We start from the raw sequence: 18,405 nt of genomic DNA on the forward strand, positions 1-18,405 counted from the left end.
ATTCCTTCCGGTGCTGCGGTTCTCGGTGCGGTCAGGCGGTTTCCTGCGGTCCGCGGCCCGCGGGTGCGGTCGCGGCGGCGGTGAGGCCGAGCAGCATCACCCAGGCGTCGGGGTCCGACCGGAAGCGGTTCCAGCGGTCCGCGGCGAGGGCGAGTTCGGCCAGGGAGAGGACGCCCCGGGCCACCAGCGGCTCCAGGCGCTGCGGCCCGAGCTGGGGGGCGAAGGCGTCGGTGGGGTGGTCGTCGTTGGTGGTGGCGAAGGGGCGCAGCACGACCTCGTCGAAGCCGGCCGCGCGCAGCAGCCGGGGCAGCCGCCGGCCGATCGACCGGTCGCCGCCGTCGGCGCGCTGGGCGGCCGCCATCTTGGCGTGCACGCCCGCGAGTTCGGGGTACGAGGGCTCGGCCGCGCCCCACAGCGCGGAGTCGACCTCGGTGCAGGCGACCCGCCCGCCGGGCTTCAGCACCCGGCGGGCCTCGGCCAGGACGGCGGCCGGGTCGGGGACGTGCTGCAGGACGTAGCGGAGCAGGACGAAGTCCACGCTCGCGTCCGGCAGCGGCAGGTCGGCGCCGTCGGCGACCAGCAGGATGACGCCGGGGCCGGCCGCGTGGGCGAGCAGCTCGCCGTCGATGTCGGCGGCGATCAGGGCGGTCCCGGCGGGCAGGGCGGCGCGCAACCGCCGGGTCACCGCGCCCGGCCCGGCGCCGAGTTCGAGCACGGTGGCGCCGACGCCGGTCCCGGGCTCGGTGGCGCCGTCCCCCATCCCGAGCTCGCGCAGGATGCGCAGCTCCTCGGGGAAGGAGAGCGCGGCCTGCGCCTCCAGCCGGTCGAGTTCGGCGGCGAGGCCGCCGCCGGTGGTGCGGGCCGGGTCGTAGGACCCGCCGACGGGGCGTACGGCTGTGCTCATCGGGGCCTCGCGATCATCGTCATGCCGTGCTTCGGGCGGAGGGTGACCAGGGCCTCGGGCTCCACGGGGAAGCCCTCGACCAGTTCCAGCCGGACCGACTGCAGCAGCGTGGCGAGCACCAGGACGGCCTCCAGCATTGCGAAGTGCTGTCCGACGCAGATCCGGTCGCCGCCGCCGAACGGCAGGTAGAGGTGGCTGGGGAGGGTGGCGCCGTCGAAGCGGTCCGGGCGGTACGCGTCCGGGGCGTCCCAGTGGTCGGGGTGGCGGTGCAGCACCCACTGGCTGACGCACACCAGGGTGCCGGGCTCGACGTCGTACCCGCCGATGACGTCGTGCCCGACGGCCCGGCGGGAGATCAGCCAGACCGGCGGGTAGAGCCGCATCGCCTCCTGGATGGCCCGGCGGCAGGCCGGCAGGTCCTGGAGGTCGGCCGCGGTCGGCGGGCGGCCGCCGAGGACCCGGTCGACCTCCTCGCGGACCTTGGCCAGCTCCTCGGGGTGGCGGTCGAGCAGGTAGAGCGTCCAGGTCAGGGACTTGGCGGTGGTCTCGTGGCCGGCCATCACGATGGTCAGCACCTGGTCGCGCAGGTCCTCGTCGGAGACCAGGTGGTCGCCGGACATCATGGTGTCCAGCAGGTCGCCGGCGGCGGTGCTGCTGCCGCCCGCGCGGCGGGAGGCGATCAGCGTGCGGGTGACGGTGTTGAGGAACACCCGGGCCCGGCCGAAGTCGGCGAACCGGCGGGCGGTGTCGGCCGGGTCGGGGTCGGGGTTCGGTACGTAGTGGCCGATGCAGCGGTTGACGGCGTCCACCGCGCGGCCGAAGCCCTCGCCGATGCCGTCGATGTCGGCGCCGAGGATGGCGTGGGTCAGGATGCCGAGGGTGAGCGCGGTGAAGTGCTGGTCCACCTCCAGCGGGGCGCCGGACTCGACGGACGGGCGCCAGCGTTCCAGCATGCCGGCGGTGGCGTCGGTGACGATGGTGTCGAAGCTGCGCACCGCGCTCGGGCGGAACGCCGGTGCGGTCAGGTGCCGTTGGCGGGCCCAGTCGGCGCCGTTGCTGGTCAGCAGCCCGTTGCCGAGCAGCGGACGCAGCATGGCGTCGTCCGGGGTGCCCTCCTTGGTGTAGTTGGCGCCGTTGTCCTTGAGCACGTGCTTGGCGTACTCGGGACGGTTGAGCAGGTAGACGGTGTCTCCGTCCGCACGGTGGCGGGTGATGTCGCCGTAGCGGCGGGCCAGGTCGGTGATGAAGTCGAGCGGCGACTCCCTCATCAGCGCCATGTCGACGTCGTCGGCAGGGCCTGGCGGGACGGTGTGCGTAGGCACGGTGCGGACCACCCCCGTGATTCCTCTCGATGCTTACCCGGGACTCCGGAAATGCGTACTCGGCCCCGGAATACGTACGCGGCGATTCCGGGTACGTATTCGGATACGTATTCCGATGCGTATTCTGATACGTATTCATGGGCGTGTGACGGCTGAAATCTACCGCACCTGCCGCATGTGCTCAATACTTAGTCCCGGCACCGGAAATGAGGTCTTGGCGGCCGATTGCGGCCGTGTCATTCTTCATTTGCGGGCGGCGCCGGGAAGGGTCGCCGGCAAACACCGGATACCGAGAAAAGGAAAAGTCACATGGCTTTGGACCAGAGGAAGCGGGCCGAGTTCGTCAACGGCTACACCCGCGCCCTGATCAGCGCCTGGTCGAGCGAGGAGTACGCGGCCCGCCTGCGTACCGACGCCCGCGCCGCCCTCGCCGAGGCCGGCCTGGAGCTCCCGGCCGACGCCGAGATCGTCATCGTCTCGACTGCCGCCGAGGGCGAGCAGGAGGGCAACCTGGAGGTGCAGGTCGAGCTCTTCGAGATCGGTCTGGCGACCGGTCGCTACGAGTTCCACATCCCGGAGACCCCGCAGATCGACACCGCCGAGCTGAGCGAGGGCGACCTGTCGGACATCGCGGCCGGCGGCAACTCCTGCTGCTGCCCGTGCTGCTGCTGCACCTGATCCAGCCGGGAAACCCGCCCGCCGGGCAGAGCGCCCGGCCGGTCGACCTGAGCACCAGGTCGGCCTGAACACCCCACAGAGGAGCGATCCACAGTGGCGACTGCCGTCGGGGAACACCCCGTCTCAGTCCGCGGCCTGCGCAAGAGTTACGGCGACTGGCACGCGGTCCAGGGTCTGGATCTGGACATCCACCAGGGAGAGGTCTTCGCCCTGCTCGGGCCGAACGGCGCGGGCAAGACGACGACCGTCGAAATCCTGGAGGGCGTCCGCCAGCGAACCGGCGGTGACGTGCGGGTCCTCGGCTGTGACCCAGCCGAGGACCGGCGCGAGTGGCGCGCCAGGATCGGGGTCGTCCCGCAGACCACCGGCGCCTACTCGGACCTGACGGTCCGCGAGGTCGTCGAGCACTTCGCGGCGTTCTACCCGAACCCGCTCCCGGTCGGCCAGGTCATCGACATGGTCGGACTGGGCAAGCACGAGAAGAAGCAGAGCGCGGACCTCTCCGGAGGCCAGGCCCGTCGGCTCGACGTCGCGGTGGGCATCGTCGGCGACCCGGACCTGATCTTCCTCGACGAACCCACCACCGGGTTGGACCCGGTGGCTCGCCGGGAGGCCTGGGAGCTGGTCCGCTACTTCTCCGAGCGCGGTCGCACCACCGTGCTCACCACGCACTACCTGGACGAGGCCGAGGCGCTGTGCGAGCGCGCCGCGGTGATCGTCGCCGGCCGGGTGGTCCAGTGCGGACCGCTGGCCGAGTTCGGCGGCCGTTCGCAGACTCCGACCACGGTCTCCTTCCGGATTCCGCCGGAGCTGGCCGGCCGCACGCTGCCGCCGCTGCCACCCGGGGCCGAACCGGCCCCGGTGGGGGTGGACGGCGTGCTCCGGATCGCCACGCACGCCCCGACCGCGCTGCTCGCGGCACTGGTCCCGTGGGCGCACCTGGCAGGGGTCGGCGAGCTGCCCGAGCTGCGGGTGCACCGGCCGACCCTGGAGGACGTCTACCTGGACCTCATCCGGGAGCACGCCGACGGTACCGACCGCGGCGCCGACACCAGCCAGAGCATCACCCACGAGGCGGGCAAGCGATGACCCTCACCCAACCCACCGCGACCGCCCCGGCCACCGGGACCGCCGGCAGCACCACGACGCCCCGGCGGGCCGGCCGGATGCCCGGCATCCTGCGGGCCGGTGCGGCCCGCTCCAAGGTCGAGCTGCGGGCGTTCTTCCGGAACAAGCAGTCGCTGGTCTTCACCCTGATGTTCCCGGTGATCCTGCTGGTCGTCTTCGGCTCGATCTTCTCGGGCAAGGTGGCCGGCACCGACACGGACGTCAAGCTGGTGTTCATGGCCGGCATCATCGCCGCCGGCGTGATGAGCACCGCCTTCTCCGGCCTGGCGATCAACATCGCGATCGAGCGGGACACCGGCACCGTCCGGCGGCTCGCCATGACTCCGATGCCCAAGTCCGCCTACTTCGTCGGCAAGCTGGTACGGGTCATCGTCACCACCGCGCTGGAGACCGTGCTGCTGATCGGCATCGCGCTGGCCCTGTTCGGCCTGCCGCTGCCCAGCACCCCGGAGCGCTGGTTCACCCTCGGCTGGGACCTCGCCCTCGGCACCGTCGCCTGCGCGATGGCCGGCGCCGCCTACTCGGCGCTGATCCCCAACAGCCGGTCCGCCGCGGCGATCGTCACCCCGGTCTTCATGGTGCTGCAGTTCATCTCCGGCGTGTTCTTCCCGTTCGGCCAACTGCCCGCCTGGATGCAGACGGTGGCCGCGTTCTTCCCGGTCAAGTGGATGGCCCAGGGCTTCCGGTCGGTGTTCCTGCCGGACTCCTTCACCGTCGTCGAACCGGCCGGGAACTGGGAGCTGGGGCACATCGCGATGGTCCTCACCGCCTGGTCGCTGGCCGGCCTGCTGCTGACCGCCTTCTCCTTCCGCTGGCGCGGACCCCGGGTCCGCTGAGACTTTGGGGGCTGGACCCATGACGACGGCGACGGTGCGACTGCCCGAGCACCTGATCCACCCGTTCGCCCCGGCCGGGCGCGCGAACCCGCACCCGGCGTACCGGTGGCTGAGGGCCAACGACCCGGTGCACTACGACGCCGCGTCCCGGCTCTGGCTGGTCACCGCGCACGCCGACTGCGCGACCGTCCTGCGCGACCCGCGCTTCTCGGCCGCGCAGGGCCAGCGCGAACGCGCCCGCGACGACGCCCTGCCGCCGTCCATGCTCACCACCGACCCGCCCGACCACCACCGGCTCCGGGCGCCGGGGGCGCTGCTCCTGGGGCCGGCCGCCGTCCGCCCGCTCGGCGCGGGCCTCGCCGCCGACGTGGACGCACTGCTCGACGCCCTTCCCCTCGACCGGCCGGTGGACGCCGTCGCCGACATCGGCCGGCGGCTCGCCACCGCCGTCTACGCCCGCCTCTTCGGGCTCCCCGCCGCGGAGTCCACCCGCTTCGAGGCACTCGCCCGGGCCGCCTCCGTCAACCTCGACCCGATGGTGCCGCCCGCCCGCGCCGCCCTCGGCCGCAGCGCCGCCGGCGCACTCACCCACTACCTCGACAAGCACACCGCCCGGGTCGTCCGCGAGGGGACCGAGCTGCCGCTGACCGCCCTGGCCACCGACGACCGGCTGAGCCGCGCCGAGATGCTGGGCATCCTCAGCCTGGCCGTCATCGGCGGCTGGCAGCCCCTCGCCGAGTCCATCGGCAACGCCCTGCACCTGCTGCTGCCCGACCGCGCGGCGGTCGCCCGGCTCGCCGGGGCCGACGAGGACCTCGCCCGCCTCGCGGTGGACGAACTGCTCCGGCTGGAGGCACCGATCCCGTTCACCGCCCGGGTCACCACCGACCGGGTCGAGCTGAACGGCGGCGTCCTGCCGCCCGGCGCCCGGGTCCTCGCCGTGCTCACCGCCGCCAACCGCGACCCGGACGTCTTCGCCGACCCGGACGGACTCCGCCTGGACCGCAGCCCCAACCCGCACCTCGGCTTCGGCGGCGGCCCGCACTTCTGCCTCGCCGCCCCGCTGGTCCGGCAGACCGCGGCCCTGCTGCTGCCCCGGCTGCTCCGCCGCTTCCCCGCCCTGCGCGGCCCGGCCGGCCCCCCGGACTGGGACCTCTGCCTGGTGCCGCGCCGCCTGCGGGCGTTCCCGGTCGACCTCGGGGGTGAGCGGTGAGCGCGTACGACGTCATCGTGGTGGGCGCCGGCCCGTCCGGCCTGAACTGCGCCCGGCTGCTGCACCGGGCCGGGCAGCGCGTCGTGGTGTACGAGGCCAGGGAGCGCGTCGGCGGCCGGATCCACACCTTCCACCCCGTCGACGGCGGCCCGCCGCTGGAGCTCGGGGCCCAGGTGGTGCACGGGGACCGCAACCCGGTGCACGAGCTGGTCGGGCCCGGCCGCACCACCGCCGTACCGCGCCGGGTCAGCGCCCGGATCGTCGAGGACGGCGCCAACCGCGAGATGGGCGCGCTCAGCCGGGGGCGCCGCGCGCCCTGGCAGCTGGAGGCCATGCTGCAGCGCGCGCCCGGCATCACCGGCCTGTCCGTCGGCACCTGGCTGCGCGCCCAGGGCAGCACCGGCCCGGAGGCCGCGGCCGCCACCGAGTGGTTCCGGCAGAACTGGGCGGCCGACCCGGACGGGCTGAGCGCCGCCGCCGTCGCCGAGGCACACCGCCGGGACGACGTCGGCGAGGGCGAGTTCGCCGTCGACGGCGGCTTCGCCCGGCTGCCGGAGCGGCTGGCCGAGGGTCTGGCGGTGCGGCTCGGCGAGCCCGTCCGGGAGCTGGCGCACCGACCCGGGCGGGTCACCGTACGGACCGACGCCGGGACGGCCGCCGCCCGCGCTCTCGTGCTCACCGTCCCGCCGGCGGCGCTGGGCGGGATCGCCGGGCTGCCCGCCGACAAGCGCGCGGCCGCCGACCGACTCCCCGCCGGGGACGGCTGCTGCGTCGTGGCCACGCTCGACCGGCCCGCGCCCGACACGGTGATCGTCTTCGACGTGGACGGCCGTACCGGCTTCGTCCGCTGCACCGCCGGCCGCCCCGAGGCCCTGGTCGTCGCCAAGGCGGCGGCCGCCGCCGAGCTGCGCGCGGCCGTCGCCGACCCCGCGGCCCTGGCCGCCCTGCTGGCCACCGCCCTGCCCTGGACCTCCGGCGCCGCCGTCACGGATGTCGCCGTCGCCGACTGGGGCCGGGACCCGTACGCCGCCGGGGCGTTCACCGCGCCCCGGGCCGGGCTGGAGGACGCCGCCCGGGAGTGGGCGGCGCCGGTGGACGGCACGCTCTTCTTCGCCGGCGAGGCGACCGTCTCCGGCGAGCGGCTGCCCTGGGTGCAGGGCGCCCTGGCGAGCGGGGAACGGGCCGCCGAACAGGTCCTCAAGGCACTGGCAACCCGATGAACGTGAGTCCGATGACTGTGCACCACGGCTGGTACCTGCTGGCCTTCCTCACCGAACTGACCGACGAGATCACCCCGTTGGCCGTCGGCCCGCACCGCCTGATCGCCGTCCGCGAGGGGGAGCGGGTGCGCGTCCTGGACGCCTCCTGCCCGCACCGCGGCGCCCACCTGGGCCACGGTGGGCGGCGCGAGGGCGACTGCCTGGTCTGCCCGTTCCACGGCAAGCGGATCGCCCTCGGCGACCCGTCCAAGCACTGGTCGGTCGCCGAACACCGGGTGCTGGCCTGGGGTGACGCGCTGTTCGTCCGGCTCTCCGACGACCCGGACGGCGACCGCGGCTTCGAGCGGGCGGTGAAGGACTGGGAGGACGACTACCCGCTGGTCGCCGCCGTCAGCCTGCCGGTCGCGGTGCCGTCCGAGTACGTGGTCGAGAACGCCTTCGACCCCGACCACTTCAAGGCCGTGCACGGCGTCCCCGGCACCCGCGGGATGACCGCGCGCGACGGCGGGAGCGGCGAACTGGTCATCGAGGGCGAGTTCCTGATGCAGACCTCGCCCTGGCAGGACGCCCGCACGCTGGAGGAGATCCGCTGGGAGGCCGTCCGCACCGGCCGGGTGCGGTGGGACTTCAAACCGCGCTTCCACGCCCAGGCGTTCAGCCCCAACGTGGTGGTCACCGAGTTCGGCCCCGAGGCGGAACGACAGGTGATCGTCACCGGCTCGGTGCCCACCGAGGACGGCGGCTGCGTCGCCAGGGTCGCCATCGGCGTGCGCGAGAACCAGCGGGCCGCGCTGCCGGCCCTGCTCGGCGGAAGCGAGAAGGCGCTCGCCGAGGACAAGGTGGTCTGGGAACACCTGGACCACGCGATGACGCCGCGCTACGACGCCCGCGACGAGCCGGTGCTCGCCTTCCGACGGTTCTGCGCAGACTTCTCCGGAGGCCGCGATGCCTGAGGGCCCGAACCTGCACCTGCACCGCCACGGTGACGGCCCGGCCGTGCTGTGGCTCCACGGCTACACCATGGACTCCACCACCTGGCAGCCCCTGTGGGACCGCCTCCCCGGCTGGACCCACATCGGCGTCGACCTCCCCGGCCACGGCCGCTCCGCCCCGCTCACCCCGGGCCTGACGCTCCCGGCCCTGGCCGCGCAGCTGGCCGAGGTCGCGAAGGAGACCGGCGCCCGGCGGCTCGTCGGGCTCTCCTTCGGCTCCCTGTCGGCCGTCCAACTGGCCCTCCAGGAAACGTCGTTGCTGGACCGCCTGGTCCTCGCCGCACCCACCCTGGCCGGCACCCCCAACGAGGACTCCGCGAGGGTCCGCTACCGGCAGCTGACGATGCTCCACCGCTTCGCCGGGCCCGGCGAACAGCTGGCCGACCTCTGGATGCAGTCCCCGCCGGACATCTTCACCGGCACCGAGCGGCACCCCGAGCTCCGTGCCGCACTCCGCTCGGTGGTCGTGCGTCACAGCTGGGCCGAACTCGGCAACCGCGCCATGGACGCCCTCACCGCCCACCGGCACACCGCGGACGACCTGCGCCGCATCACCGCCCGCACCCTGGTCGTGCTCGGCGACGAGGACATGCCCGCCTTCACCCGCAACGCCGAGCTGCTGCGCGACACCGTCCCGCACTGCCGGCTGGAGACGCTGACCGAGACCGGCCACCTTCCCCTCCTCGAACGCCCGGAGGAGTGCGCCCCGCTGCTCGCCGCCCACCTCGCCTGAGGACGGCGGGGACCGCCTGCGGCTCCGGCCCCGCCTCAGCCCTGCCCCAGTCCTGCCTCAGTCGTCCAGGAAACCGGCGACCAGGGCACGGAACGCCGTCGGCTCGTCGACCCACGGCCAGTGCCCGCATCCGGCGAGCACCTCCAGCCGGCCGGCCGGGTAACCGGACGCGGCACGCCGGGCCGCCCCGACGCCCGCCACCCCGTCCTCCGAACCGGCGACCACCAGCACCGGGCTGCGCACAGCAGCCCGACGGGCGACCTCGGCCGCCGTGGCCGCGTCGGACGTCGGGCGCACGTAGAAGGACTCACGCAGCCAGGACGGCGGCCGTGGGTAGGCGGCATCGGCCTCGAAGTGCCTGCGAGTCGCGTCCGACCACCGGCCGTAGGTCCAGGGCTGCGCCCCGGCCGCCGCCGCCTCGGCGCTGCCCGGCTCACCGGCCCGCCGCGCCCGGATCGCCGCCACCTCGTCCTCGTCCACCTCCCGGAAGACCAGGCCGACCGGGGTGATCAGGACGAGCCTGCCCAGCCGCTCCGGGTGGTCGGCCGCGAACGCCTGGGCGGTCAGGGTGCCCGCGGAGTGGGCCAGCACATCCAGGCGTTCGACCCGCAGTCGCCGCCGCAGTTCCTCCAGGTCGCGGGCCTGCGCGGTGAAGGCGCAACCGGCACGGTCCGCCGGCACCTCCGACCGTCCGGCCGCACGGGCGTCCAGCATGACCAGCGTGCGAGTGCCGTCAAGCCCGCCGAGACTGCCGAGGTCACGCACGTCCGCCCCGGGCCCGCCGGCCAGACAGACCAGCACGGGGCCCCTGCCGGTGACCGAGTAGGACAGCACCGTCCCGTCGTACGAGGTGAATTCAGGCATGCGGCCATCCTCGCAGAGCGCGTTCTCCCGCCTGCCGGGGACAAGGAAGGCGTGGCAGCCGTCGGCCGACGCGTGCAACCCGTTCGCCGACGCGGGAGTACTCATGGGTGGAGAGGCGCCGCTCCGGCCGTACATCCCTTGCGCATCCAGGAGAAAACCATGACCCAGACACGGACCAAGAAGCTCGCTGCTGCCGCTGCTGCCGCTGCGGCCGCCGTGGCGCTGGCGGGCCTCGCCCTGAGCACGCCCGCCGGCGCCGCCTCCTCGGCCGCCGAGCCGCCCGCCCCGGCGATCGCCACCGCGAAGGCCTCGGCCGGCGCCGCACCCGTCACGACCACCGACCGCACCGCCGCGCCCGTCCCCTCGGCGGCGGCCGCCGAGCCGCGGGCGGCGACCGTGGGCAGCGGTGTGGTGGACGGCACCGCCTGGTCGGTGACGCTGACCTACTACCCGACCACCCCCGCCGACTACGCACCCGGCGTGAAGACCCGCGCCGGCCTGGTGTGCCTGCGGACCGTCCTCGACGGTCGGGCGAACAGCCGCTACGGCGACTGCGCGGGCGTCAAGGGCCCCACCGACCAGAGCCCCCGCGGCATGTACGGCGAGCGGACCCTCCCCAACGGCGCGCACCTGTTCCTCGCCCAGCCCGCCGCGGCGGTCGTCGGCGCCACGATGACCTTCGGCAACGCCGCCCCCACCACGGTCACCACCGTCACCGTCCCCGGCACCGACTTCACCGCCTACGCCGTCCCCGTCCCCGCCGCGTCCCACATGAGCGCCCTCGACGAGTACGACGCCCAGCACGAGATCGTCGGCCACCAGGACTTCTGACCCCCTCACCGACCCGAAGGACGCCCATTTCCGTGCGCAGCGGCCAAGAGCGAGCAGGCAAGGACGAGCGAGCAGGCGAGGACGCCGGCTTCAGCGCGTTCGTGGTGGCCCGTTGGGGGGCACTGGTGCAGACCGCCTACCTGCTCACCGGTGACTTCCACGAGGCCGAGGACCTGGTGCAGACCACCCTCGCGAAGGCGTATCCGCACTGGCTGCGGATCGACCCGGACACCGCCGCGAGCTATCTGCGACGCGCACTGGTGAACAACAACCGCAGCCGGCACCGACGGCGGAGGGTCAGCCAGCTGCTGACGCCCTTCCTGCCGGACACCCCGGCGCCCGCTGCCACCCACGCCGGCGAGGACCGCGACCTGCTGGTCGCGGCCCTCGCCGGGCTGCCCGAACGCCAGCGGGCCGTGGTGGTACTGCGCTACTGGGAGGACCTGAGCCTGGAGCAGGTAGCCGACGAACTCGGGTGCAGCGTCGGCACGGTGAAGAGCCAGGCGTCCCGTGCGCTGGCCAGGCTGCGCTCCGACCCCACCCTGCTCGACCACGCCGCCGACCTCCTGGGAGCGACCCCATGACCGATCGACTCCACGAGGCCCTGGCCCGTTCGGCCGGGCGGGTCACCCCGTCGCCCGCGCCGGTCGCCGAGATCCTGCGGTCGGGCCGGGCCCGGCGCACCCGCCGCCGCCGTGTGCTGACCGGTGTTGCGGCCGCCGCCGTCGTGGCCGGTGTCGTGGTCGGCGCCAGGGCCGGGCTCCTCGCGCTCCTCCCGGACGTGCCGAACCCGGCGGGGCCCCCGCGGGTCCAGTTCGCCGCCGCACCGCCGCCGCCGGTCGCGGGCGAGCTGTCGCAGACCGTCGGCAGTGGCGTGGTGGACGGTGCCACCTGGTCGGTGACGTTGACCTACTACCCGACCACTCCCTCCGACTACGCGCCCGGAGAGAAGACGGCCGCCGGCCTGGTCTGCCTGCGGACCCTCTTCGACGGCCGGGCCGACAGCCCCTACGGGGCCTGCGCGGGCGTCAAGGGCCCCACCGACCAGAGCCCCCGCGGCATGTACGGTGAGCGGACCCTCCCCAACGGCGCGCGTCTCTTCCTCGCCCAGCCCGCCGCGGCGGTCGTCACCGCCGCGATGACCTTCGGCAACGCCGCCCCCACCACGGTCACCGTCGCCACCGTCCCCGGCACCGACTTCACCGCCTACGCCGTCCCCGTCCCCGCCGCGTCCCACATGAGCGCCCTCGACGAGTACGACGCCCAGCACAAGGCCGTCGGCCACCAGAACCTGTGAGGTGGTGTTCGGTACCGGACGGAACACGAGTGCGGCCCGCTCCCTCCTCGGAGGGGCGGGCCGCGTCGGCATCGGTGCGACTACTGGTGCAGGTAGGTGTCGGTGAAGCTGGTGCCGCCGGAGCTCAGCGCGCTGGTGCGGGCCTCGTAGGTGCCGTTGGCGCTGGGGTCGAGCGCGACCGGGCCGTAGGAGCCGAGGGGCTTGCCGTTGACGGTGGCCGACGTGAAGCTCAGGGTTCCGAACTTGGGGTACGAGCCGGTCGGCGACTCGATGATCACCTCGGCGCTGGTCCGCTGCGCGGAGAGGGTCTTGCTGGTGGTGTAGGTCCAGCCCCGCGTGGAGTCGGTCAGCTTGAGGGTGTACTTGTTGCTGCCGGCGTACGTCACCGAGGCGCTGATGGAGTCGCCGGCCGACACCGGGTACGAGCCGGTGCTGAGGTAGACCGGGTTCGCCGGGTACATCTCGTACCAGGCCTGGTTCACCGGGCTGCCGGAGGAGCAGTCCGTCGCCACCCCGGTCTGCTCCACGGTGGAGGAGCCGTACCCGTCGATGCCGACCCACGGGGCGTAGAGGTCGTTGGTCGAGTTGCAGGTCACGCGCGGCTCGGTCCAGCTCGCCGACACGGAGGTGAAGCCGCTGCCCTGGGCGGCGTAACCGCCCCAGTTGTAGCCGTTGGTGTTGTAGCTCAGCGGCCGGAACGACAGCGCCTGTGCGGCCGTGGCGGTGGCCGGCGCCGCGGGCGCGGCGAGGGCGGCTGCGGCCGCGACGGCGGCGAGGCGTATCCGGAAGTTGCGCATGCTTGCTCCTTCGTGGGGGACGGGCAGGCGACTCTCACGCCGGACCCGGCCGTGGGGGCGGCCGGGGGAGGGCGGCAGTTCAGGGTTGCCGACCTGTCATGAGCCGGGCAAGGGGGACGGCACGAAGGTTGAGGAAGTAATTGCCCTGTAGGGAGCAGGACTTGACGTTTGATGCCCCGCCCCCGTCGTGCCCTGCCGCAACCGGCATGTGAACGGCCCGCTCCCTGCATGCAGGGAGCGGGCCGTCTCGGTGTGCTGTCTCAGTCCGATCGCATCGATGCGGTTCCCCGAACAGGTCGACCTGAGAAGGTGTGTAGGCCGGTGCTGCGGGTGCTCATGGCGGATCTGCTGTGAGGGTCGGCCACCGTGGCCGGACGCGGGTTCGCCACGCGTGTCGGCAACTCATGCGGTCGGCTGGGCAGGCTGGTTGCAGGTGTCACGAACCGTTGCTGCCATTGCGGGAAGCGACCGTTCAGTGCGACCAGAACGGGTCCTCGTACCGGGGGATGATGTCGAGGTTGCCGTTGGGTAGGGTCGGCTCGGGGACGTAGGTGCCGAAGGGGTCGCGGTCGCGGATGACGGGGATGGGGCCGACGGTGGCCTGGAAGGTGATGTTGCCCGCGGCTCCGACCAGCATGCACACGCTGTGCCCAGTGGGCGTAGTGGCGAACATGGCAGGCTGATTCGGGTTGACGGCGGTGATTCGGTACCCGCAGGTCTGCCAGCCGCGTTCGGTGACGCCCAGCAGCGGGCCGTACTTGGCGGGGGCGACCACGGTCATGATGTACCGGTCGCGGGTGGCGACCGCGTGGCCCAGGGAGTGGTTGTCCGGGCCCGCGGTCTGCTCGGTTGAGCGCGGCCAGCCGTCCCAGTAGCGCAGCGGCGGCCGAATGGCGGACATCGCCTCGTCGAGGAGTGCGTCGAGTTCCTGGACGGCCTGTTCGGGGGTCATGCGGAGCCTTCGGAGGATGGGGGACCAGCGCTGTGGGCCGTTGGGCCTGGAGGACGCCAGCGGTTGGGTTGACCGGCGCAGTCCGGACAGTTCGGAGTTATCGGCGCGACCAGAATGGGTCGTCGTACTTGGGGATGATGTCGAGGTTGCCGTTGGGCATGACCGGGTCGGGTGTGGGGGTGCCGAAGGGGTCGTGGTCGCGGATGACGGGGATGCGGAAGACGTACGCGCTGATGCTGATATTGCCGTGCGTATAAATGGTGATGGTGATGCTGTTTCCATCGGGTGTGCGGGCAGCCAGTGAGGGCAGGACGGCTCCTGTAGGGGTGGCGACCTCGTAACCCTTGGCCTTCCAGCCCTGCCCGACCATGTCGAGCAGGGTGGTGTATTTGCCCGAGTCGATCTTGGTCATGATGTAGCGGTCGCGGGAGGCCGTGGCGTAGCCGAGGGAGTGGTCGTCGATCCCTGCGGTCTGTTCGGTGGAGGTTGGCCAGGCGTCCCAGTACTGCAGATGGGGCTGGACCTGGCTGAGGGATTCGTCGAGGAGGGCGTCGAGGGTGTGCAGGGCCCGCTCGGGCGGTACCAGGGAGGCGGACGGCAAGGGGCGGTAGGAGTCGACGTTGGCCTTGACCGTGCTACAGGACGTCAAAGCAACTGCGAGCGCGGCCGGTACGGCGGCCCTGGCCAGACGTCGTGACAGCGGCTTGCTCAAGGGTGCGGTCATCGCTGCTCCTGTTTGATGACGTTGTTGTAGTTGCCCGCCACGATCTGGCCGATGTTGTTGGTTGAAATTGCGGGGTCGTCCGCGTGGGCATCCTTGTTCGGCGGCACCATGTAGAGGGAGTGGGCGGAGAGTATGTCTCCGTCCGGGACGGCGAAGCGGTTGGCGCCGAACTCTTTGCTGGCCGGGTCTTGGCCGTGCCACAGCCGATTGGGAGGGGTGTGTTCCTTCCAATAGTCGTCTACGAGCGGGGCGACTGGTCCGGTTCCCGCCATGGCGACTCGGTCCAAGGCCGGCGCGTGGGTCACGGGGTCGTTATCCGCGTCGCCGACCCACACGTGGCTCGGATCGATGTTCAGTTGCGAGGCCTTGCTCGCGCCGACGCCGGGGGAGCCTACGAGGATGATGTCGTCGGCGCCGGTACCGCCCGACAGTTGCGCGCCCATGCCTACGGTAGTGGTGCCATAGCTGTGGGCCAGGGCGACAAGGTGTGCACGCGGCCCATCGTGGGTGGCACGCAGGCCCGCCAGGAACTTGTCGTAGGCGGCGCCGCCCTTCTCGGCGCGGTCTGTCTCAGTCACTTCTGCCGGACGCGTGTCGCCTTCGAGTAGCTTCATTGCGTCGGGCGGGGGATCGTAGCCGAGCCAGACCATCGAGGCGACCGAGGAGCTGGGGTCGGCACTCTGTGTTGCCCGCCACACATTCAGGGCGCGGTCGCCGTCCTTGCCGGCGACATCCGAGAGCTTGGTGGCCATCCCGGGTACGTAGGCACTGACGTTCTTCGCTGTGTCCGGGTTCCCGTAGGAGAGGATGCCGCGACCCTGGCCCTCCTCACTGACGCCGAGCAGGAATACCGGCGGAGGTTGGTCCTTGCGTTCCTTCAGCTTCGTGTCGATCGCGAGGAAGCCGGCCAGCTTCTGCCTCTCGTCGTCCGTCAGGTCGGGCTTCTGCTGGTACTTGGTGATGAGATTGGCGAGATTCAGCTGGTTGGCCTGGTTCCGAGCCACGGCCGGGATGCCGTCGCGCATGCCCAGCAGGTCAGGATGGGCTTTGATGAGCTGCTGCTGCTCTTCGGGCGTCAGGCCCTTCCACCATCCGTTGACGTCGGCGGGCGAGGCACCGGCGGGCGGGAAGCCGGCGGCCATCAGGTCGACACCTTGCTGGGTGACGGCCTTCAGGTCGGCGGCGGCCTTGTCGGCCTCCAACCCGGTGCCGTTGCGGGCGCGTTCGGTCAGGGCGTTCAGAAGACCCGCGATCTTCTGGTCGGCGTTGCCGGCCTCGGTGACGGCCTCGGATATTCGGTTCGCCAGTGCCTTCGCCTGCTCGGGGATGTTGTACCCAGGGTCGTTCTGTTCCGCCTTGGACGGAGCAGGCCAGGACACCGTCCCGTCATCGGTGACGGTCAGTTCCAGGTGCTGGGCCTCCTGCAGCGCCACCTTCAGCTTGGACTGGGCGAGCAGGAAGCTCTCGGAGGCCTCGCGCAGCAGCCCGGAGACCGCCGACATCTCGGTGTGGGCAGCGTCCAGACGGTTGCTGGTGCGCTGCAGCGAGGCGTTGGCGGCACCGGCGGCGTTGCCGACCCAGTTCGCGTTGTAGACGTGCTTGAGGACCTCCTGCTGCATGATCTGCACGTGCTTGCTGAAGTTGCTGGAGAGGGTGTCGTAGGCGGTTGCCGCCGGGATCAAGCCGGACAGGTCGGTGTCTCGCAGTTGGGCGAGGGTGACCATCAGGGCGCCCCCTGCGGGGACAGCCCGGAAGGCTTCAGACTGGTGGCGCCGTTCTTGTCCGCGTTGCGGTAGTCGGTGGCGGTCTGGCTCAGCTTCAGAGAGACCCCGTCGACCTCGGAGGCGAGCTTGTTCAGTAGTTCCTCCCACGCCGCGGTGCAGTTGTGAAGGGCGGCGCCGACCTGCCAGCCCGACAGCGCGGAGACCACCGTGTCGGAGGGTTGGTGGATCGCCTTGAGCTCGCCGGGCATCGCCTCACCGCTCTCCTTGGCGGCCTTGGCTGCGAGGTCCAAATCCGCAGGATTGACCCCGAACGTCTGTCCGAGCGGCGGCGTGGCCGCCGGGACGGCGTAGGCCCCGCCTGTCCCGTCCGAGCCTGCGTACGCGTTCATGGATGTTCGTCCCCCCAACCAGTGACCTGCGTCGCGCCTGCTTGCCAGCCGTGAGTGGCCGTGTGCGCATGAATCGCACGTGTGACCACTTCTTCGCGCACAGTGAACGTAGCAGACTCGTTTCGCTCCGTGTGGGTGCCTGGGGCGCACCTGCCGGTCACCGTTGGGGCACCAGCCCCCGGCCACCCCGACTCCGAGACCGTTTGGGCCGAACTCGACCTCTCCGACGCGCCGTGAAGTCCGTCATGGCAAGAGGCGTGGGAAGTCGGCCGATCCGACTTCCCACGCCTCCACATTCGACGGGCCCTACGCGCCGGCGCAGGTCTCCCGGCGCCGACGGCATGCGGCGGGCCCCGCCCCCGTCCCCCGTCCTACCGCAACCGGCATGCGAACGGCCCGCTCCCTGCGCGCGGGGAGCGGGCCGTCTTGGTGTGCCGTCTCAGTCGAAGGGCAGTGCCTCGGTGCTGCCACGGTCAGGATGTGCTCAGGGCAGCCGGATGGCATAGGTGGTGAATCCGGCGTGCTCACCGGTCGGTTCGAATCCCGCCTTGAGGAGGACGCGGCCGGAAGCCGGGTTCTGCGGGTGGTGTTTGGCGCGGATCACGGACACCCCGAGACGGCCGAGGCCCAGGGCGACGAGCCCGCGTACCGCTTCGGTGGCGAGCCCCTTCCCCCAGGCGTCCGGACGCAGGATGTAGCCGGCCGACGCGAACGAGCGGTCGAGGTGGAGCTTGGCGATCCCGAGTAGGTCGCCGTCGACATCGAGGCCCAGGGTGTAGACCATGCGCGGGGATCGAGCGGCGGAGGCCGCATCGTCGTGAGCGGCGCTACGGGCTTCCGCGGCGTTCATCGGCCCGCGTCCGAGGAACCTCGTCGATTCCGGGCTGTAGATGCTCTGGAGGGCTGCGGCGTCGTCCGGGGTCAGGCCGCGTAGCCGGATCACGCATCCACCGCTCGTACGAGGTCGGCCAGTTCGACGGCGCTCGGCCGGTCGTCGGGCCCGGCCAGCATGACGTCCCGCAGTCGGGTCTGGAGCGTGGGCCAGGGCGTCGAGGTGGCGAGCGGGACGGCCCTCGTGGCGATGGCCTTGCGCATGTCCTCGATCGGCGTGCCCCGCCGGAGTCCCGCGGCCTCGTAGTCCAGCGGCCACGTGCCCGTGACACAGGTCCACAGGGTGCCGGCGAGGGCATGGACGTCGGCCGTCTGTGTCGTGTCGACGGGCTGGGGGCCGGTGATGACGGCGGCAGCCAGCTCCGGGGCGGTGAGGTGGATCATCGTGCCGTCGAATGCGGTCCACGGGGTGCTGTCGAGCCGCCGGGACCAGGCGAAGTCGAGGAGGCGCACGGTCCCGTCCTGGCCGTGGACACCGTGCTGGGGCTGGAGGTCGCCGTGCACCCACCCCTCTGCGTGGAGGCCGGCGACGGCGCGGCACAGCTCCACCCCCGCGGCAAGGGCGTCATCCCGCCCGCCGTCGCCCTTGCGTACCGGGCGGAATAGCTCCCAGGTGGACGGTCCGGCCAACCACGGGGTGACGTACCAGACGCCGTTGTCGAAGCGGCCGGCGGTCACGGTGTAGCCGGGGAGTTGATCCAGGACCGAGGCTTCGCGCGCGGTGACCTCGGCGGCAGCACCGGTGCCGAGCTTGATGCTCACGACGCCTTGCGGCCCGGTGGCCTTCCAGACTGCGGAGCCTCGCCGGTTGCTGATCTCCGCCAGCTCCAGCGGCCCACACATGGACCGCGCGGCCTTCAGCGCTTCGTCGGCCGCGGGAGTGAACTCGCCCATTCTCTTACTGCCTTCC

At 72.3% G+C, this 18,405-nt stretch carries 20 protein-coding genes; 10 read left to right on the plus strand and 10 right to left on the minus strand.

What is annotated here, in order from left to right; all coding sequences use genetic code 11:
* Positions 1-31 precede the first annotated feature (31 nt).
* Both ACZ7KX_RS33295 and ACZ7KX_RS33300 read right to left on the minus strand, forming a co-directional pair.
* Positions 32-904 (minus strand): class I SAM-dependent methyltransferase, encoded by an 873-nt coding sequence (locus tag ACZ7KX_RS33295; protein WP_470329729.1) that lies wholly within the window; start codon positions 902-904, stop codon positions 32-34.
* Positions 901-2,226, minus strand: coding sequence for a cytochrome P450 (locus ACZ7KX_RS33300; RefSeq protein WP_470329730.1), 1,326 nt, complete (start codon positions 2,224-2,226; stop codon positions 901-903). The genes ACZ7KX_RS33295 and ACZ7KX_RS33300 overlap by 4 nt, the downstream gene beginning before the upstream one ends.
* A gap of 309 nt (positions 2,227-2,535) precedes the next feature.
* Here ACZ7KX_RS33300 and ACZ7KX_RS33305 point away from each other — a divergent pair, with 309 nt between their 5' ends.
* The 7 genes from ACZ7KX_RS33305 to ACZ7KX_RS33335 all read left to right on the plus strand — a co-directional run bounded on the left by ACZ7KX_RS33305 (position 2,536) and on the right by ACZ7KX_RS33335 (position 9,026).
* A complete protein-coding gene (locus ACZ7KX_RS33305; protein WP_350526397.1) occupies positions 2,536-2,904 on the plus strand; it encodes a hypothetical protein in 369 nt (122 codons plus the stop codon).
* A gap of 93 nt (positions 2,905-2,997) precedes the next feature.
* Positions 2,998-3,993 (plus strand): ABC transporter ATP-binding protein, encoded by a 996-nt coding sequence (locus ACZ7KX_RS33310; protein ID WP_396553663.1) that lies wholly within the window; start codon positions 2,998-3,000, stop codon positions 3,991-3,993.
* Positions 3,990-4,868: an ABC transporter permease gene (locus ACZ7KX_RS33315; protein ID WP_470329731.1), complete on the plus strand. Its 879-nt coding sequence runs from the start codon at positions 3,990-3,992 to the stop codon at positions 4,866-4,868. Before ACZ7KX_RS33310 ends, ACZ7KX_RS33315 begins: the two co-directional genes overlap by 4 nt.
* 19 nt (positions 4,869-4,887) lie before the next feature.
* Positions 4,888-6,081, plus strand: coding sequence for a cytochrome P450 (locus ACZ7KX_RS33320; protein WP_470329732.1), 1,194 nt, complete (start codon positions 4,888-4,890; stop codon positions 6,079-6,081).
* Entirely contained in the window at positions 6,078-7,301 is a 1,224-nt protein-coding gene (locus tag ACZ7KX_RS33325) for a flavin monoamine oxidase family protein (RefSeq protein WP_470329733.1), read from the plus strand. Before ACZ7KX_RS33320 ends, ACZ7KX_RS33325 begins: the two co-directional genes overlap by 4 nt.
* A gap of 11 nt (positions 7,302-7,312) precedes the next feature.
* Positions 7,313-8,254, plus strand: a complete 942-nt coding sequence (locus tag ACZ7KX_RS33330) for a Rieske 2Fe-2S domain-containing protein (RefSeq protein WP_470329734.1) — start codon at positions 7,313-7,315, stop codon at positions 8,252-8,254.
* The gene (locus ACZ7KX_RS33335) at positions 8,247-9,026 is read left to right on the plus strand and encodes an alpha/beta fold hydrolase (RefSeq protein WP_470329735.1); all 780 of its coding nucleotides are present in this window, start codon (positions 8,247-8,249) and stop codon (positions 9,024-9,026) included. Before ACZ7KX_RS33330 ends, ACZ7KX_RS33335 begins: the two co-directional genes overlap by 8 nt.
* A gap of 57 nt (positions 9,027-9,083) precedes the next feature.
* Here ACZ7KX_RS33335 and ACZ7KX_RS33340 read toward each other — a convergent pair whose 3' ends face one another.
* Complete coding sequence (locus tag ACZ7KX_RS33340) at positions 9,084-9,890, minus strand: alpha/beta fold hydrolase (protein WP_470329736.1); 807 nt, start codon at positions 9,888-9,890, stop codon at positions 9,084-9,086.
* A 159-nt stretch (positions 9,891-10,049) separates the two neighbouring features.
* Between ACZ7KX_RS33340 and ACZ7KX_RS33345 the strand changes: the two genes are divergently transcribed.
* Genes ACZ7KX_RS33345 through ACZ7KX_RS33355 form a run of 3 tightly spaced genes read left to right on the plus strand, consistent with a single transcriptional unit; the run spans position 10,050 to position 12,018 of the window.
* Positions 10,050-10,721, plus strand: a complete 672-nt coding sequence (locus ACZ7KX_RS33345; RefSeq protein WP_470329737.1) for a hypothetical protein — start codon at positions 10,050-10,052, stop codon at positions 10,719-10,721.
* A gap of 32 nt (positions 10,722-10,753) precedes the next feature.
* Positions 10,754-11,305, plus strand: a complete 552-nt coding sequence (locus ACZ7KX_RS33350; protein WP_470329738.1) for a SigE family RNA polymerase sigma factor — start codon at positions 10,754-10,756, stop codon at positions 11,303-11,305.
* Positions 11,302-12,018 (plus strand): hypothetical protein, encoded by a 717-nt coding sequence (locus ACZ7KX_RS33355; RefSeq protein ID WP_470329739.1) that lies wholly within the window; start codon positions 11,302-11,304, stop codon positions 12,016-12,018. Before ACZ7KX_RS33350 ends, ACZ7KX_RS33355 begins: the two co-directional genes overlap by 4 nt.
* A gap of 80 nt (positions 12,019-12,098) precedes the next feature.
* On the opposite strand, the gene ACZ7KX_RS33360 is transcribed toward ACZ7KX_RS33355, so the two are convergent.
* The 7 genes from ACZ7KX_RS33360 to ACZ7KX_RS33390 all read right to left on the minus strand — a co-directional run bounded on the left by ACZ7KX_RS33360 (position 12,099) and on the right by ACZ7KX_RS33390 (position 18,389).
* On the minus strand, positions 12,099-12,815 hold the full coding sequence (locus ACZ7KX_RS33360) for a G1 family glutamic endopeptidase (protein ID WP_470329740.1): 717 nt from the start codon (positions 12,813-12,815) through the stop codon (positions 12,099-12,101).
* Between the two features lie 472 nt (positions 12,816-13,287).
* Entirely contained in the window at positions 13,288-13,767 is a 480-nt protein-coding gene (locus ACZ7KX_RS33365) for a hypothetical protein (protein WP_470329741.1), read from the minus strand.
* Between the two features lie 97 nt (positions 13,768-13,864).
* Positions 13,865-14,491, minus strand: coding sequence for a hypothetical protein (locus ACZ7KX_RS33370; protein ID WP_470329742.1), 627 nt, complete (start codon positions 14,489-14,491; stop codon positions 13,865-13,867).
* Positions 14,488-16,215, minus strand: a complete 1,728-nt coding sequence (locus ACZ7KX_RS33375; RefSeq protein ID WP_470329743.1) for an alpha/beta hydrolase — start codon at positions 16,213-16,215, stop codon at positions 14,488-14,490. The genes ACZ7KX_RS33370 and ACZ7KX_RS33375 overlap by 4 nt, the downstream gene beginning before the upstream one ends.
* A complete protein-coding gene (locus ACZ7KX_RS33380) occupies positions 16,215-16,505 on the minus strand; it encodes a hypothetical protein (protein ID WP_470329744.1) in 291 nt (96 codons plus the stop codon). Before ACZ7KX_RS33380 ends, ACZ7KX_RS33375 begins: the two co-directional genes overlap by 1 nt.
* A gap of 583 nt (positions 16,506-17,088) precedes the next feature.
* Entirely contained in the window at positions 17,089-17,547 is a 459-nt protein-coding gene (locus ACZ7KX_RS33385; RefSeq protein WP_470329745.1) for a GNAT family N-acetyltransferase, read from the minus strand.
* Positions 17,544-18,389 (minus strand): protein kinase domain-containing protein, encoded by an 846-nt coding sequence (locus ACZ7KX_RS33390; RefSeq protein ID WP_470329746.1) that lies wholly within the window; start codon positions 18,387-18,389, stop codon positions 17,544-17,546. The genes ACZ7KX_RS33385 and ACZ7KX_RS33390 overlap by 4 nt, the downstream gene beginning before the upstream one ends.
* Between the last annotated feature and the right edge of the window lie 16 nt (positions 18,390-18,405).

The organism is Kitasatospora sp. NPDC038210 (genome assembly GCF_055600605.1).